At 46.8% G+C, this 14,974-nt stretch carries 11 protein-coding genes; 7 read left to right on the top strand and 4 right to left on the bottom strand.

From position 1 onward, the window contains the following. The first annotated feature begins 136 nt into the window (after positions 1-136). From CRO03_RS12610 to CRO03_RS12595, 4 genes are all read left to right on the top strand, one after another. Positions 137-1,144, top strand: coding sequence for an isocitrate dehydrogenase (locus tag CRO03_RS12610; protein ID WP_097112001.1), 1,008 nt, complete (start codon positions 137-139; stop codon positions 1,142-1,144). Between the two features lie 87 nt (positions 1,145-1,231). Further along, positions 1,232-1,453, top strand: a complete 222-nt coding sequence (locus CRO03_RS12605) for a VF530 family protein (RefSeq protein ID WP_097112000.1) — start codon at positions 1,232-1,234, stop codon at positions 1,451-1,453. A gap of 491 nt (positions 1,454-1,944) precedes the next feature. Then, positions 1,945-5,139, top strand: coding sequence for a S8 family serine peptidase (locus CRO03_RS12600; RefSeq protein ID WP_097111999.1), 3,195 nt, complete (start codon positions 1,945-1,947; stop codon positions 5,137-5,139). 61 nt (positions 5,140-5,200) lie between these two features. After that, positions 5,201-5,749, top strand: a complete 549-nt coding sequence (locus CRO03_RS12595; protein WP_097111998.1) for a PEP-CTERM sorting domain-containing protein — start codon at positions 5,201-5,203, stop codon at positions 5,747-5,749. Between the two features lie 143 nt (positions 5,750-5,892). Here CRO03_RS12595 and CRO03_RS12590 read toward each other — a convergent pair whose 3' ends face one another. Both CRO03_RS12590 and CRO03_RS12585 read right to left on the bottom strand, forming a co-directional pair. Next, positions 5,893-6,495 carry an SDR family oxidoreductase gene (locus CRO03_RS12590; protein WP_212682418.1) on the bottom strand — a complete coding sequence of 201 codons (603 nt, stop codon included), beginning with the start codon at positions 6,493-6,495 and terminating at the stop codon, positions 5,893-5,895. A gap of 45 nt (positions 6,496-6,540) precedes the next feature. Then, on the bottom strand, positions 6,541-7,917 hold the full coding sequence (locus tag CRO03_RS12585) for an NAD-dependent succinate-semialdehyde dehydrogenase (protein WP_097111997.1): 1,377 nt from the start codon (positions 7,915-7,917) through the stop codon (positions 6,541-6,543). Between the two features lie 363 nt (positions 7,918-8,280). On the opposite strand from CRO03_RS12585, the gene CRO03_RS12580 reads away from it, so the two are divergent. From CRO03_RS12580 to CRO03_RS12565, 3 genes are all read left to right on the top strand, one after another. Next, entirely contained in the window at positions 8,281-9,201 is a 921-nt protein-coding gene (locus tag CRO03_RS12580) for a tetratricopeptide repeat protein (protein ID WP_097111996.1), read from the top strand. Between the two features lie 175 nt (positions 9,202-9,376). Then, positions 9,377-10,504, top strand: coding sequence for a zinc-binding dehydrogenase (locus CRO03_RS12575; RefSeq protein ID WP_097111995.1), 1,128 nt, complete (start codon positions 9,377-9,379; stop codon positions 10,502-10,504). Between the two features lie 400 nt (positions 10,505-10,904). After that, entirely contained in the window at positions 10,905-11,795 is an 891-nt protein-coding gene (locus CRO03_RS12565; RefSeq protein WP_170949013.1) for a PEP-CTERM sorting domain-containing protein, read from the top strand. A 36-nt stretch (positions 11,796-11,831) separates the two neighbouring features. Here CRO03_RS12565 and CRO03_RS12560 read toward each other — a convergent pair whose 3' ends face one another. Together CRO03_RS12560 and CRO03_RS12555 are read right to left on the bottom strand one after the other, a co-directional pair. After that, positions 11,832-13,730, bottom strand: a complete 1,899-nt coding sequence (locus CRO03_RS12560; RefSeq protein WP_097111992.1) for a winged helix-turn-helix domain-containing protein — start codon at positions 13,728-13,730, stop codon at positions 11,832-11,834. Between the two features lie 526 nt (positions 13,731-14,256). Continuing rightward, a complete protein-coding gene (locus tag CRO03_RS12555) occupies positions 14,257-14,682 on the bottom strand; it encodes a GNAT family N-acetyltransferase (protein WP_212682417.1) in 426 nt (141 codons plus the stop codon). Positions 14,683-14,974 lie beyond the last annotated feature (292 nt).

The raw sequence follows: 14,974 nt of genomic DNA, 5'->3' as shown, positions 1-14,974 counted from the left end.
TTATAGTCAGTATAAGCGTTACTTCTACTGTAAGTTTCCTCCAAACTGGCGAAATGGCCCTGAAAATGCTATATTCCCACGGTTCCAGACGGTTAGCGTCTGCCCATATTCCCCCTTTTAAATCCTGAGGTTCCACATGAGTAAGCAAACCATTACTGTGATTAAAGGTGATGGCATCGGCCCGAGCATTGTCGAGGCTGCCATTGAAGTACTAGCGAAAGCCGGTTGTGATTTTGACTACGAATATGTTGACGCTGGCCTGACTGCGCTGGAAAAAACCGGTGAGCTGTTGCCGCAAGCTACTTTAGATGCGATTGCCCGCAATAAAATCACTTTAAAAGGCCCGTTAACCACACCGGTTGGCGATGGCTTTACCTCAATTAACGTTACCCTGCGCAAGCAATTCAGTTTATATGCAAACGTGCGGCCGGTTATCTCCTTCAAAGGAACCAAGGCCCGCTACGAGAATATCGATATTATTACCATCCGCGAAAATACTGAAGGTATGTACTCCGGCCACCGCCAGCTATTATCGGAAGACGGCCTGGTAGCCGAAGCCAGCAGCATCATTACCCGCGAGGGCGCTGAGCGTATTGCGGTATTTGCCTTTGAAACTGCCCGGCGCGAAAATCGTAAAAAAGTGACCATTGTTCACAAGGCGAATATTCTGAAGTCTACTTCAGGTTTATTTCTGAAAACCGCCCGGGAAGTTGCGGCCCGTTACCCGGATATTGAAGCCCAGGAAATGATTGTCGATAACACTTGCATGCAGTTGGTGATGAACCCACAGCAGTTCGACGTGATCGTCACCACCAACTTGTTTGGTGATATTTTGTCAGACTTATGTGCGGGTTTAGTCGGCGGCTTAGGTATGGCGCCAGGCGCCAACATCGGCAAAGACTGCGCCATTTTCGAGGCTGTACACGGCAGTGCGCCTGATATTGCCGGCAAAAACCTGGCTAACCCCAGCTCGGTTATTCTGGCGTCGATTCAAATGCTGGAATACCTGCAAATGCAGGACAAAGCAGAAAAAATCCGCTCAGCACTGGCCGATGTCATTGCCAGTGGCGATCGCACCACCCGCGACTTAGGTGGCAGCTTTGGTACCACTGATTTTACCGCAGCGGTGTTAGAACGGTTATAATCGTTCTTTGGGAAGCAATAGCCGCCTTTTGGTGGCTATTTTTTTAGCTGTTACAAAACTTATAACTGTCGTCGCGCAGGAGTAAATATGAGCGAACAACAAAATAACCCGCTACATGGCATTAAGCTGGAGCAAATTGTTACTGCGCTGGTCGACCATTACGGCTGGCCGGAACTGGCCAGGCGGATAGATATCAACTGTTTTAAAACCGCCCCCTCAGTAAAAAGCAGCCTGAAGTTTTTACGCCGCACTCCCTGGGCCCGCGAAAAAACCGAAGCGCTGTTTATTGCAACTAAATTTAAACAGTAATTGCCTGTTCAATATTACCTGAAAGCATTACCTGGAAGCCCAAGCATATAAAGAGCACCGAAACACAAATCATTTAAATAACCATATATTTACCAATAATTCATAAAAAATCACAATTGCAATATTATCTTCTTTCTTTACTCTTCTTATTGCCGGTTTAATAAAGGTGCCATGCTTATTCTCCGGTAAATAATTTGTCGGCTTTTTTTACAGTTTTAAATATTAATCATAGTAAAATTTTAAACAAATCAAAAAAAACAGCCACTTAACTATGTGGCGCAATTATTGCGTCACTGGCCATCAGCAACCCCCCTAATCTTAATAAAAAACAACACAATAAAATTAAATAAATATTAACATTCATAGAAAGCTTTAGGTATGCAGAACTTGCTGCTTCTAATTACTAGCTAACCCGCGTTGTATAGTTAGAATTTAAAGATAATTTGGCTGCGTAGTCTAAAGTCCAAAAATGATGTAACCGGGAGAAGCAAATGAAAACAAATAAATACCTTCTAGGTGTTGCGTTATCAGCGGCATTGGCGAGTACATATGGATATGCAAATGCATCGCCATATATCGTCCAGGTTGATGCTGACAAGCTTACCGCAACAAATTCTGCCCCTGCTGTCGCAGCGTCCGGAATGTACATAGTTGAGCTGAAAGGCGCTACGGCTATTAACATGGCCACCCAATTGGGTGAACTTATTCCCAGTAACCAGATGGTTGCCGTAGTAGGCAATAATTACAATGCCAGTTCGCCAAAAATTAAAGCTTACGTTGCGGCAGTAAAAGCCAAACAAGCTGCAGTTGCCGCTGAAATTGGTGCAGTAGATGTGTTGCACAATTACGCACATACCTTTAACGGGTTCTCTGCCCGTTTATCACCAACCCAATTGAAAGCCATAAGCAGTCACCCCGATGTTGCAGCCGTTTACCCAGACGAAGTACATCAACTCCAAACCGCTAATACCCCAACATTTTTGGGTTTAGTTAGCAATGCAGGTGATGGTTTACACGATAACGGTATTGTCGGCGAAGACGTAATCGTTGGCATACTAGACTCTGGCATTTGGCCTGAAAACCCCTCCTTTGGCGCAGACCCATCAATCACCGAGCAAAACTATGGCCCGGCGCCTGAAGGATGGGCTGGTGAATGTAACGTGGGTAGCGTTGGTTCGTTTGTGCAAGATGGCGTGGTGATTTATGACGACTCCACCGCTCCTGCAGACGAATTTACCTGTAATAATAAATTAATAGGCGCTCGCTATTTCGGTAGCACCTTCTCAAGCGTATATGAGATGCAGTTTGGTTTAGGTGAATTTGCTTCGCCAAGAGATGCTGATGGTCACGGCAGCCACACAGCGTCAACTGCAGCAGGCAACGCGGGTGTAACCGCTTCGTTGAGCGGCGCTGAAGTAGGTACTGTATCGGGTATTGCGCCGCGCGCACGGGTTGCGGCTTACAAGGTTTGCTGGAATGCAAACTATGTTACTCCGGAAGGTGCTGAAGAAAGAGGGTGTTTCTTTGGAGATAGCCTGGCCGCTATAGACCAGGCGGTTATTGATGGTGTAGACGTATTAAACTACTCAATCGGTAACTCGCAAGCGATTAACACTCCGGTATATAACGCTTCACTTAGTGCTGCTAATGCAGGTGTATTCTTCTCTGCCTCTGCTGGTAACAGTGGTCCTACAGCAGCGACGGTCAGTAACATTGCGCCGTGGATTGCAACGGTTGCGGCGTCTACTTATGACGGTACTTCAGCAGTTATAGGTAACGAGCTAACAATAAATAGCGGTACATTAGCGCCGGGCGAAATTTTCTCCGTTCCTGCGGTAATTGGTACACCGGTTCCTGAAGGTGGTGTGACAGCAGATTTAGGTCTTGCTAGTCCAGTTGAAGCCTGTGGCCCCTTAAGTAATGATTTAACCGGCCAAATTGCACTTATCGCACGTGGCGGTTGTCCATTCGTTGATAAGTTATTGAATGCAGAAGCAGCCGGCGCCATTGGTGCAGTAGTATACACCTTAAGTGGCACGCCTATCGCCATGGGTGGAACAGACCCGGGCATTAACATTCCGGGTGTAATGGTATTCAATGCTGACGGTCTGGCCTTGGCAGATAGCGTAAATGCAGGCACTACAAACGTGACTATGTCACTTAATGGTTCTGCAATTGAAGCGACTGAAGTGGGTAATATCATGGCGACTTTCTCGTCACGCGGCGTAAATACCCAAACTGCCGACATCCTGAAGCCTGATATTACTGCGCCTGGTGTTCGTATTTTAGCAGCGTCCAGCCCACAGCAGTTGCAGTTCGGTGGCAACCCACAGGGTGAAAACTTTGCCTACCTGCAAGGTACGTCTATGTCCAGCCCGCACATTGCTGGTATGGCGGCACTGTTAGCAGGTCAGTATCCGACCTGGACGCCAGCACAAATCAAATCAGCCATTATGACCACAGCGCGTCAAGACCTTGTTAAAGAGGACAACGTAACGCCTGCTGATCCGTTTGATTTTGGTGCCGGCCATGTTGCGCCTGCTCCGTCATTAAATCCGGGCTTAGTCTATAGCGCAAACTTAGGTGATTACCTTGGGTTCTTATGCGGCCAGGGCGAAGCGGGCTTAGTGTCGTCTGCCAGGTTTGGTGCGGATTGTACCGACATCGTTAACGCGGGTTTTGCAACTGATGCAAGTCAGTTGAACTACCCTTCAATTGCAATTGACCAACTGGCTGGTACTGAAACTATCTCTCGCACGGTCACTGACGTATCAGGTAATGGTGGTACTTATAATGTCGTCGTTGAGGCACCAGAAGGAACAACCGTTACAGTTGAAACTTTTGATGCTGGTGGCAACCTTATCCCAAGTGGACTATTGGAAGTTGCACCAGGTGGAACTGCAAGCTACAGCTTAACCTTTAACTCAGCTCCTGGCTTCCCGGCTAACGAATGGGTATTTGGTGCGGTAACACTTGAGCGTACTGATGGTTTAACGGTTCGCAGCCCAATTGCGGTGAATCAGGTACCAACAACCACTATCGTTGTACCTGAAACGCTGTCGTTAGAGTTAAACAGAGGACGCGCTTTGTTCTTTGTTGAAACGTTATACTCTGGCAGCTTCAGCTTTGATTATGCGGGTCTGACACCAGCCTTTGGTATTGAAAGCTCAGCAATCTCTAACCCTGGTGCCTTTGACTTTGGAGCAAACGTACCTACCTCTACTTTCCTGACGATTCCTGAAGGCGTATCGCTAATGCGTTTCAGCCTGCGTGATGAATTAGTAAGCGTACCTGGCACAAACTTAGACATTCTAGTTTATCGTTGTGTCGCGTTTAGCTGTAGTTTCGTAGATTCTGCTACTGGTCCTGATGCAAATGAAGATTTAGTTCTTGTGAATCCAGAACCAAATGCACCGGGAGCAGGCAACATTTACGTTGTATTTGTTCAGGGCGTCGACACCCTGGGTAATGCTTCAGTTGATTACACAATGCCTACCTGGATTGTAGAGGGTGCTGAAAGTTCAACCGTCGTCTCAGCGTCACCACGCGCTGTTGAAAATCGCCTGCAAAATATCAGCCTCAGAACACGTGGCTTAGCCTCAGGTTTATACATGGGTACCGTTACCTTTACTGATGGCAATGGCGAAGTACAAGGCACAACAGCGCTGGAAGTCGTTCAGCCGTAATAAGGGGAACGCCGGGATAGCCGCACTATCCCGGCATTTTTAAAAAATAAGGAAGAAGATAATGAAATCTCTCAAAAAATTAATTAGTAAATCGTTGCTGGCTATCACATTAATGTTTGCCACCTCGTTCGCAGCCAATGCCGGTCTTATCAATATCACACACGATATCAATGATCTTGACGGCTTCAAGCTGGGTTCTATTCAAGTTCAGATAGACGAAAGCCTGTTAAACACTGGCTTCCTGGATACCGCATTTGGCGATGAAATTACCCTGATAAATATTAACCTTAGCGATCTACTGTCATGGGGTGACGTGTTTGATATTTTCGACTTTGGAGCAGTTATCGATAGCGACAATATCTATGCCGGCATTGAATTTTTCGAATTCGACGCCGATGACGTCGGCTTTGGTCTAGAAACGTGGAGCTACTATATGACATACGATGCGTTTGGGTTAAGCTATTTAGAAATATTTGACCTTAGCGGCAACGCAATTTTTGAAACTGAATTTACTCTCGGCGCTGCTCAGGTGGTATCAGCGCCTTCTACTATAGCGTTGTTTACTCTGGCAATGGGTGGATTACTGATCCGTCGCCGCCGTATTGTTTAAGTCATTTTAATTTTGTAAAAACCCAGCGCTGCTGGGTTTTTTTATGGCTCAATTTTGTGATTGTCAAGCTACAACAGCGTTGTTAGCCAGTACGTCGATGCGACCATCCGCTACCTTCGCCGCCTTAGCCAGCGACTCGACGGTCAGGCAGACTGCATATCTTGCGACATACCGTCGTAACGGCCTGTAGTGGCAGCCTCCGCCAGCACATAGGCCACATCCGCTCTGGATGCCGTTGCCGATTTGTCGACGGCTCCGCCCAGAATAACATCCGTGCCGCGCTCCTTGTTGGTCAATGCTACGGGCCGTAGGATAGAGTAAGTTACACCGGACACCTTGAGGTATTCGTCAGCGTCGTGTTTGGCGCTCAGATAAGGAGCCAGGTCGCCACTGGGGTTAGATTGATCTGCGCCTATCGAGCTGAGCATCACGAAACGTTTCACGCCCGACTCTTTCGCCAGATCAATCAGTCTCATGGCACCGTCCCGATCCACTTTTTTGGTCATTTCAGGGCCGGTTTTTCCGCCAGAGCCTGCGGCAAAGATCACCGCGTCCATGCCGTTGCATACCCCGGTTTCCAGATCGGTCAGGTCACCATGGCGCAGCTCTGTGCCCTGAGGCAGCGAGCCGGTATCCGAACTTTCGCGAACCAGTGCTGTGGGCTTGTGTCCCTGTTCTATCAGGTTTTGGACCAGAAGCTGGCCCGTTTTGCCGGTAGCACCAGCGACAAGTATGTTCATGCTCATAAAGAAATCCTTAATGTTGAATAAAATGTTGGGTTTAACGCCAGATCAGGGCAATAAAATCGACTTTATGTTGACGAACTCTTTCATGCCAAAGCCACCGTGTTCACGTCCGTAGCCGGAGTTTTTGACGCCGCCAAATGGCATATTCGGATCAGCAGCCCCGAATGAATTGATCCTGATCATGCCGGTGTCAAAGTAATCGCGGGCAAGCTTAAAGGCCCGGTCCTCATCCTTTGAAAAGATCCCCCCGCCCAGTCCATAGCGACTTTCGTTAGCCAACCGCATGGCGTCCTCATCATCAATAGCACGTATGATCGACGCGACGGGTCCGAAAATTTCATCGTCGTAAGCAGGCATGCCGGGTGTTAGATTTGCCAGCACTGTCGCGGGATAATAAGCACCCGTGCGCTCTGGCACCTCGCCACCGCAGAGGATTTTTGCCCCCCTGGCAACGCTGGCCTCAACCTGCTTTTTAACCGTGTCAAACTGCGCCTGACTTGAAAGCGGGCCAAGCTGCGTGTCCTTATCAGTGGGGTCGCCCAGCTTGATGTTTTGCATTTGAGCGACAAAAGCCCCGACAAAGGCATCATAGACCTTGTTGGTCACGATAAACCGCTTGGCAGAAACACAGGTTTCTCCGTTGTTGTAAAGTCGGCCCATAACCGAAAACTTTACGGCCGTTTCAATATCGGCATCTTCAAGCACCAGGTAAGCATCATTCGACCCCAGTTCGAGTACCGTTTTCTTTAACTCCCTGGCGGCTAAGGCACCGATATGTCGCCCTGCCTTGTCGCTTCCGGTCATCGTGACACCACGGACTTTAGGGTGGGCTATCAGCTTGTCGCTGGTGTCGTGGTCAATCACCAGCACCTGGAACAGGTCCTCGGGCAAGCCGGCCTCAATGCACAATTCACGCAAACGAAGACCAGACCCGGTGCAGATGCTGGCGTGCTTCAGAACACAGCCATTACCTGCTATCAGATTAGCTGCCAGCACACGAACCGGCTGATAAAGGGGGAAGTTCCAGGGCTGTATAGAGTAGATAACGCCGATGGGCTGATAACTGATAACGCCGCGTTTATCGTTAACTGCTTGCTTACGATCCTCATCAGCCAGCACGTCGGGTCCATTTTCAGCGGTGTAATCAAAGATCGCTGCACAAAGTTCGACCTCAGTGTGTCCATCCTTTAGCAGTTTGCCGGTTTCGGCTGTCATCAACGCCGCCAGTTCATCGGCGTTGTCGCGCAGCTTTTGACCCATTTTCATCAAGTAGGGCGCCCGTTGCTTATGGGTCAGTTCGCGCCATTTAAGAAACGCCGCATGACAGGACTCAAGCCGATCTATCGCCTGCTTTTCGGTCATGAGGTTGTAAGTATGGATTTCTTTTTCGGTTGCGGGATTAATAGTGGTGATTGTCGACATGGTTGCTCCTTCCGGGTGTTACAGGCCAACGCCGTTGGCATTAGCTCTGGAAGATTATCCGTCAGTTGCAGGGATTTATCTGTTCGCTTGCCAACACTACCGCGTTGCAAACATTGTCAAACCCCTTGCTGGTGGCTCAATGGCCCTGAGAAATAAAGTAATACAAAGAATAGATCACGCACCTGCTTCGTGAGATTACATACCTGCTTTATTTAACATCGTATTATTATCTTGGGTTTAATGTCACAGAACTCAATGTTGAAACAGGTTAATAGATGAGAAACTTGTCAATTGACGGCGACGTGGCGGATTGGCATAGTATTTAGCTGATACGTTTGTATTGCTTCCGGTAGTTGTGTTGCTATGCGTAGTGCTGCTGTTTTTATTATGTTACTGGCTTTTAACCTGAGCGCTTCGGAGAATCTAAGCGATCATGAGCAATTATGCCAACAAGCGGCCAGCAAAAGTTGTGCATATTATCTGGAGCAACAACTCTCTGCCTTCCCCACCTTTAGCTACGGTTGGTATCGGGTTAAAGGGTTTCAGCTTGATTATATGTATGATCAACATCAGTTTCTGGCATTGCAAGTGGAAGCTGAATTGTTGCTGCAGCAGCAAACGTTACCCGATATGTTAAAAGTGCAAGTGTATTTTTACTACGCTAAAACGCTATTAATCACCGGCGAAGCCGAGACCGCAAAGCACTATGCCGACAAGGCGATGCTGATGCTACAGGAAGTGTATGCCGTCTTTGGTAATCCGCTTCGAATAATCGAATTAGCGAACTTACAATATTCGTTGGGCGAGCTGGAGCAGGCCGAGCAACTGCTTAACCAGGTTCAGCTGAAATATCAAAAAAGTAAAGACTCACTATATCTGTTTGAACTGTACTCGAATAAAGCGCTTATCAGCCATCAGCGCGATAAGCTTGATGAAGCGGCACAGTATCGCGCCGAGGCTCTGAATGCCGCAATTGCAATGGGGCATAACAACAAAATTATTGTAGCCATGGGTAATCTGGCACGGACCCAACAATTACTGGGGCAACTGCAAGCGGCCTTTGAGCTTTACGAGCAGTCGCTGGCTTATACCTCACACCCTGAGTATCAGGTACAACACGCTATCCATCTTGTCCGGCTGACAGAAATCTGCCTGCAACAACAGCAGCCTGCGCAAGCCCTGACTTTTTATACCCGTATTGATCCGCAATTACTCGGAACAGTCCACAAACAGCTCTATCAGGAGTTTGGCAAAGCGCTGGTTGCGGGAACAGCAGATAAGTAACCAGGGTCAGATGAACCTTAATGCTTGGTTAAATGCCCTTCTGCCCCCAGTTTACTAATACGATCAGTCAGTACAGTGACCCGGTTCACGCAGGCGCTAAGGCCTTGCCCCTCATTTTATGAGCTAACACCGGTTAGCAAAGTGCCAGACCACCTAACTTTTTACGGAGAAAAACATGTCGAACACTAACATCGAACTTATTTCCACCATTAGCGAAGACAACAAACTGGAACTTGCTCTGCGCGAGATTGAGATCCCCCAGCCCGGCGAAAACGACGTAGTTATCCGGATTGAAGCAGCCCCTATTAACCCGTCTGACCTGGGTGTGATGTTCAGCGCGGCCGATATGGCCACAGCCAGCCAATCCGGTAGCGCCGATCGCCCGGTCATCAGTGCCGATGTCCCGGCCAGATTCATGGCTGCCGTTAAAAAGCGGGTTGGCAAGCCTGTACCCGTAGGCAACGAAGGGGCAGGTATCGTCGTCGCTGCGGGCTCATCAGCCGCTGCACAAAGCTTGATGGGCAAAACCGTTGCGGTAATTGGCGGTGGTAGCTACCGCAAATATCTCTGTGCCAATGTTAAAAGCTGTCTTGAACTGGAGCCCGGTACGACTGCAGCCGAAGGCGCTTCAAGCTTTGTTAACCCGCTGACGGCACTGACCATGGTAGAAACCATGCGCGCTGAAGGTCACAAGGCTATCGTTCACGCGGCCGCCGCCTCTAACCTCGGACAAATGCTTAACCGCATCTGCATCGCCGACGGTATCGACCTGGTCAATATCGTCCGCAAGCCAGAACAGGAAGCATTGCTGCGCGACCAGGGAGCCAAATACGTGGTTAACTCCAGTAGCGACAGCTTTATGGCAGACCTGACCCGGGCGCTAATCGAAACCGGCGCGACCATCGCGTTCGACCCTATCGGTGGCGGCAAATTGGCGAGTGATATTCTCACCTGCATGGAAGCCGCCGTCTCCCGCAACATCACTGAATACAGCGTGTATGGTTCTGACATCTATAAACAGGTGTATATTTATGGCGGGCTTGATCGCGGTCCCATCACGCTAAATCGTAACTTTGGTTTTGCCTGGGGTGTGAACGGCTTTTTATTGTTTAATGCGTTGGGGAAACTAAGTAAGGAAACCAGCATCGCCATGCGCAAACGGATAGCCGCCGAGATCAAAACTACCTTCGCCAGCCACTACACGCACGAAGTATCGCTGGCCGGTGCTTTACAACTGGATGCGATAGCGATTTACGGCAAACAGGCTACCGGAGAGAAATTCTTAATCAAACCACAGAGCTGACATTTAACCACTGGACGCAAGGCTATCACAGGCTGCCAGAGTCAGATTGTCTCCGGTAGCCTGAAGCTGGTTAAAAATCAATGTCACTGACCCTAATGATCCAGCCATTGATGCTTGTGAGCTGATTGCCAACCAAATGCCATGAAAATATAAGTTTACCCTTGTGATAGTGAAAGCGAGTCAGCAGACCGTTTGACAGCATGTTTTTTGTTAGCTGCAACTCATTGTTTTTTTTATATTCTATATTTTGTGAGACTAATCCGAATAAAAAAATCAGGAAATCCGAAGGATCTTTGAGAACCAAAAAGCTCAATTAGAAGTGTACGAAAAACACACATGGTTTAGCTGGCCAGCGTACACCAGCAAGCAGCAACCATTCTATTAAGTAATGGAGATAAACATGTTTAAAAAACAGACAGCCTTAATTTTGGCCTCATGCATTTTAGCTGCGACCGCTTCACCCGCCAGCGCAGGTTTGATGAAATTTAATTTCAACATAGGTGGCTTTACTGATGCATGTTCTGATCCAGCATTTTTAGATAGTGTTAACAATGATCCCTTGTATGGTTCTGTATCTATTTGCGACAGCGGCATTACTAACGATGTTACCACTACAATAACTGGCAGCTTTGTGGGTGAGGACTTAAACGGAGATGGTTATATAAGCTCATTTTTAACGCCCGATAGTTTTTCGGCAAGTAATCCAGACCAGCAATTACTTGTTGATGCAGGTTTTGGGATATTTGACACCTTTGGTAATTTTGTTGGTGCCAATGAAGTCAGGTGGGCTAGCTTTACTCTGACGGGTGCCTTCATTGAGGGCGTAGAAGGATATTTGGATGATCCTTTAATCACTCACACGGTGACACACGATATAGATAATCCTCCGCCGCCTGCCCCAGGCAGTACTTTACCTACCAACACCTTTTTTGCATTAAACTATAACATCAATTCACCCGGTATCTTAGGGGACGATGAGTTTGAGACGTTATTTATGGGTACAACAACTATCTTTTTGGGGTTCGGTCAACTTTTAACCAGTCCTTTTGGTATTCCGACAATAACAGAAACCATGTTAACCAATTCGGGAAGCCTTAATTCATGTTCAAACGGGGCACCGTGCGGAATACTCCACTCTTTAGCGCCTGACTTGACTGTTCCCTCTGTTCAACGCACAGCTTCGTTGGCACAGATGACCGAAGTGCCTGAGCCTGCGACTTTTCTACTTTTTTCCTCTGCGTTACTAGGAATTGCAGGTTTTAGACTGAAGAATAGAAAAAGGGTGAATTAAGCGAGCCTCACATAATGGCGAATACCGTCAGCTCTGTTAGCTTTTGGTCTTCGCCAAATTCTCAGCCAGGAAAGACAATTCGCAGAAGTCAGCACGTAGGTTTATGTATTGGTTATCGACACAATAATCAGGCCAGCGTTCAGTTGTTATCCAATAATCGATTAATCCAATTCGGTCTAAAAACTTTGGCATATCGGGATGATTTTTCAATGCAACCAATTGTACAGCGTAATAGCGATTTAGTTCCGTTGGTTCATTTAACCAGCCATGCATCAAACCTAAGTCTCGCAAATTACCTGATGATACATTGTCAACTAAACGCTGAAACACGACGTCGACTTTACCTACTGACAGAGCGAAATTGAAATGTAAACGGGGGAGCTTTTCTACAGCGGCTGTTGCCGCTTCCAAATCTTGGGCTAACAGCGCATCGTGCACGACTTTAAGCGAATCAAAATTAGGATAGAGCTCAAGAAATCGATTCAACAATGCGGTTACCTTATCAACATCACCTTGCTGAGAATAAATATTGAAATTTAACGCCAGCAAATCACTAGCCTCTTCTGAACCCAGGGCTTTCAATATACCAGCCTGTCGTTTAGCGCCCAGAAGGTTTCCTTGTCGAGTATATATTTCGCCAAGTAGCGTATGCATTTGACGTGATAACGGGAAATTATTTATGTGACTTTCGATTGCTTGCGCGGCGCGTTGAAATAAACCAATATTGACATAAAAATCGGCCAGAAAGCGCACGCACACGGCGCAATCGGGTGCACCTTCCACAGCGGCAACCAAGGTCGACTCATATTCAATCCAGTTTTTGCGTTTTATATCAAAGTTAGCGGTTAATGCCCTGACGACAGGATGCTCTGGATCTAGCGCTAGGGCTTGTTTAAGCAACAGGTCATACTGGAGCATTCTCTGGTCTCGATTTTCCAAATCCAGCTGATAGTAATTCAGCGTTCTTATCGCAACTGCTTTGTATATAGTGGCTTCAACAAAGTCGGGGGAATCGTTTAATACCTCATCGAATAATGTAATCGCGATTTTTAAATTATCTGCCCCCCTTTTATCCAGGCGATACATTGCTTGTTGATACTTTTTAAACGAAGCCAGTGATGTCGAACCCGGCGCACTATGTTGATAAGACATAGCGATAGCATTCAAAATTAGCATTACATCATTGACACCAGACATGCGCTCTTCAGAGGTATTGAGACGACGGCTTAATTCCCATAACGTCTGTTGATTATGGTCCTGTATAACGAACGTAGTGGCGCTATTTTCTGTTCCAGTTTCAATACCTTTAAGACTCACTTCGAATTGTTGGTTTCCATCCAGCGGCGAGGCCAAGGTAATGAATATCTCATTGTTCTGACTATCGAGCAGCAGCTGTCGTATTCGCGCGCTTTCTACGCCATCTAAATAACCAGAAGTAGAAGACTCATTGTCCACTTTGATGTTTGATTCAAAAAAGCCGAACAGAAACACACAAACAATAATAAAAACAAAAACAAATGAAGTGAAAGCGGATGAGCCATATTTTGAAGGCAGGTGCTGCGAGTCACTAACAGGTATAGGTTCAGCTTCAGCTTTGTTTTGCGGTTTGATACCAGGCACCAGTGGTGAGGGCGTGATTAAAAATTTGTAGCCTGTTTTATGTACGGTTTTAATGAATACCGGCGACCTGGCATTATCGCCAAAGGCTTTGCGAAGTTGCGAGATGCAACGTGACAGATTTTCGTCTAACACGACTTTCTTGCCCCAGACCTGCTCGAAAAAAGATTCCCGCAGCACTATTTCTTCGGCATTTTCCAAAAGCAGTTTAAGAACTGCCATTGTTTGTGGTTCAAGCTGGTGGGTGTTCGAGTTTTGCGAATCATGCAGTGTGTTTTCATTCGTATTGACAATCCATTGTTTCAACTTAAAAAGCATTTTATTTAGTCCAGTAAATTAAATAGCTTCAAATAAACACAGCGGAGTGCTTGTTGCCGTCGATATTAAGGCTGCAATGCTTACCTAAACAAAACAAGGTAGAGCAAATAGCCACCTAGGGCAGTTAAGCCAAAACTAATGGCGTTTTATTGCCGGAGTCTGCAGCGGTGATGGAAATTGGCTAAAGAACATTTTGAAAGCAAAATTAACACCAATAGTTTTTGTATCTTTAAAACAATAATTTAAGTCCATGCATTCATTTTTACTATATAGTGATGCAAAAAATACTGACACGGTGATGCGCGATAAAAATACTAGCGTAAGGAAATAGCTATGAGCGTTATATTGGGCAAAGCAGTCGTTCGATTAAGTTTGGCTAGAAATAGAAAACGGCACGCTTATAGGTATCAGCGCTAGCCGTTAATTTAATTTCTGGCCGCAAGGCCCATCCCAGCCTGCTAGAGTCAGAATGACTCAAGCAGGCTGAAGCTGGTTAAAAATTAATGTCACTGACCCTTTTGATCACTTACAGCCGTTTTACCATAAAGTATTTACAACCGGTCTTAGGGTAGTTTTCCTGCACCCACTGCACGTGGTAACCGTGCTTTTTATAAAATGGCATGGCTTGAAAATTTAAGGTATCTAACAGGCAATTTACACAGCCTCTCTGTTTAGCAGCCAGCTCTATCGCCTGCAATATTTTGCTGCCAATATCCTGGCCTCTTAAGGTCTCCGATACCCACAACGTATTAATTTGCAACCAATTGCCAAATGTCCTGCCAGCCGATCCGGCGATAACTTCACCGTTATCGTCTTTAATTTGCACCGCTATCGGCAGCCTTTCCTTCACCTCCCAGTTCGCCCAGTTAAATTCAGCTATTTTCAGATCCAGCAGGTCAATTAATGCTTGCTCGGGGTGATCTAACACTTCTATTTTCATCGCAATACTCATACAAATGAATTATTTCCTGTCTCACAGCTTACTTGTAGCTTGCCTGCAGCTCTTCCAGGAGTATTTCAGGCAGTTGGATACATCTCAGGGTCAGGCCTTAAATATTTAAAAATGACAAGATTCAGGGCCTGACCCCGAACCTACTTTCTGAAATCCCGAAGTTAAAGGTAACCCCGGCATGTTAAAAATCAATGTCACTGATAATCATCTAGCCTAAGTGGCCTTGGACGGCCTCCGAGTTAATAGCTATTTTTTGATTGCCGTCGAAAAAAACTATTTCCAAGGAGGCCGT

The organism is Arsukibacterium tuosuense (assembly GCF_900215315.1).
Classification (GTDB): Bacteria; Pseudomonadota; Gammaproteobacteria; order Enterobacterales; family Alteromonadaceae; genus Alishewanella; species Alishewanella tuosuense.
Note: the sequence above shows the minus strand (reverse complement) of the source record. Positions and strands in the feature narration are given on the sequence as shown.

Excerpts from the sequence above, each read along its gene's own strand:
- CRO03_RS12555 (WP_212682417.1), bottom strand. The coding sequence starts at position 14,682 with ATGAGTATTGCGATGAAAATAGAAGTGTTAGATCACCCCGAGCAAGCA.
- CRO03_RS12610 (WP_097112001.1), top strand. The coding sequence starts at position 137 with ATGAGTAAGCAAACCATTACTGTGATTAAAGGTGATGGCATCGGCCCG.
- CRO03_RS12585 (WP_097111997.1), bottom strand. The coding sequence starts at position 7,917 with ATGTCGACAATCACCACTATTAATCCCGCAACCGAAAAAGAAATCCAT.
- CRO03_RS12605 (WP_097112000.1), top strand. The coding sequence starts at position 1,232 with ATGAGCGAACAACAAAATAACCCGCTACATGGCATTAAGCTGGAGCAA.
- CRO03_RS12565 (WP_170949013.1), top strand. The coding sequence starts at position 10,905 with ATGTTTAAAAAACAGACAGCCTTAATTTTGGCCTCATGCATTTTAGCT.
- CRO03_RS12595 (WP_097111998.1), top strand. The coding sequence starts at position 5,201 with ATGAAATCTCTCAAAAAATTAATTAGTAAATCGTTGCTGGCTATCACA.
- CRO03_RS12590 (WP_212682418.1), bottom strand. The coding sequence starts at position 6,495 with ATGAGCATGAACATACTTGTCGCTGGTGCTACCGGCAAAACGGGCCAG.
- CRO03_RS12560 (WP_097111992.1), bottom strand. The coding sequence starts at position 13,730 with ATGCTTTTTAAGTTGAAACAATGGATTGTCAATACGAATGAAAACACA.
- CRO03_RS12575 (WP_097111995.1), top strand. The coding sequence starts at position 9,377 with ATGTCGAACACTAACATCGAACTTATTTCCACCATTAGCGAAGACAAC.
- CRO03_RS12600 (WP_097111999.1), top strand. The coding sequence starts at position 1,945 with ATGAAAACAAATAAATACCTTCTAGGTGTTGCGTTATCAGCGGCATTG.
- CRO03_RS12580 (WP_097111996.1), top strand. The coding sequence starts at position 8,281 with ATGCGTAGTGCTGCTGTTTTTATTATGTTACTGGCTTTTAACCTGAGC.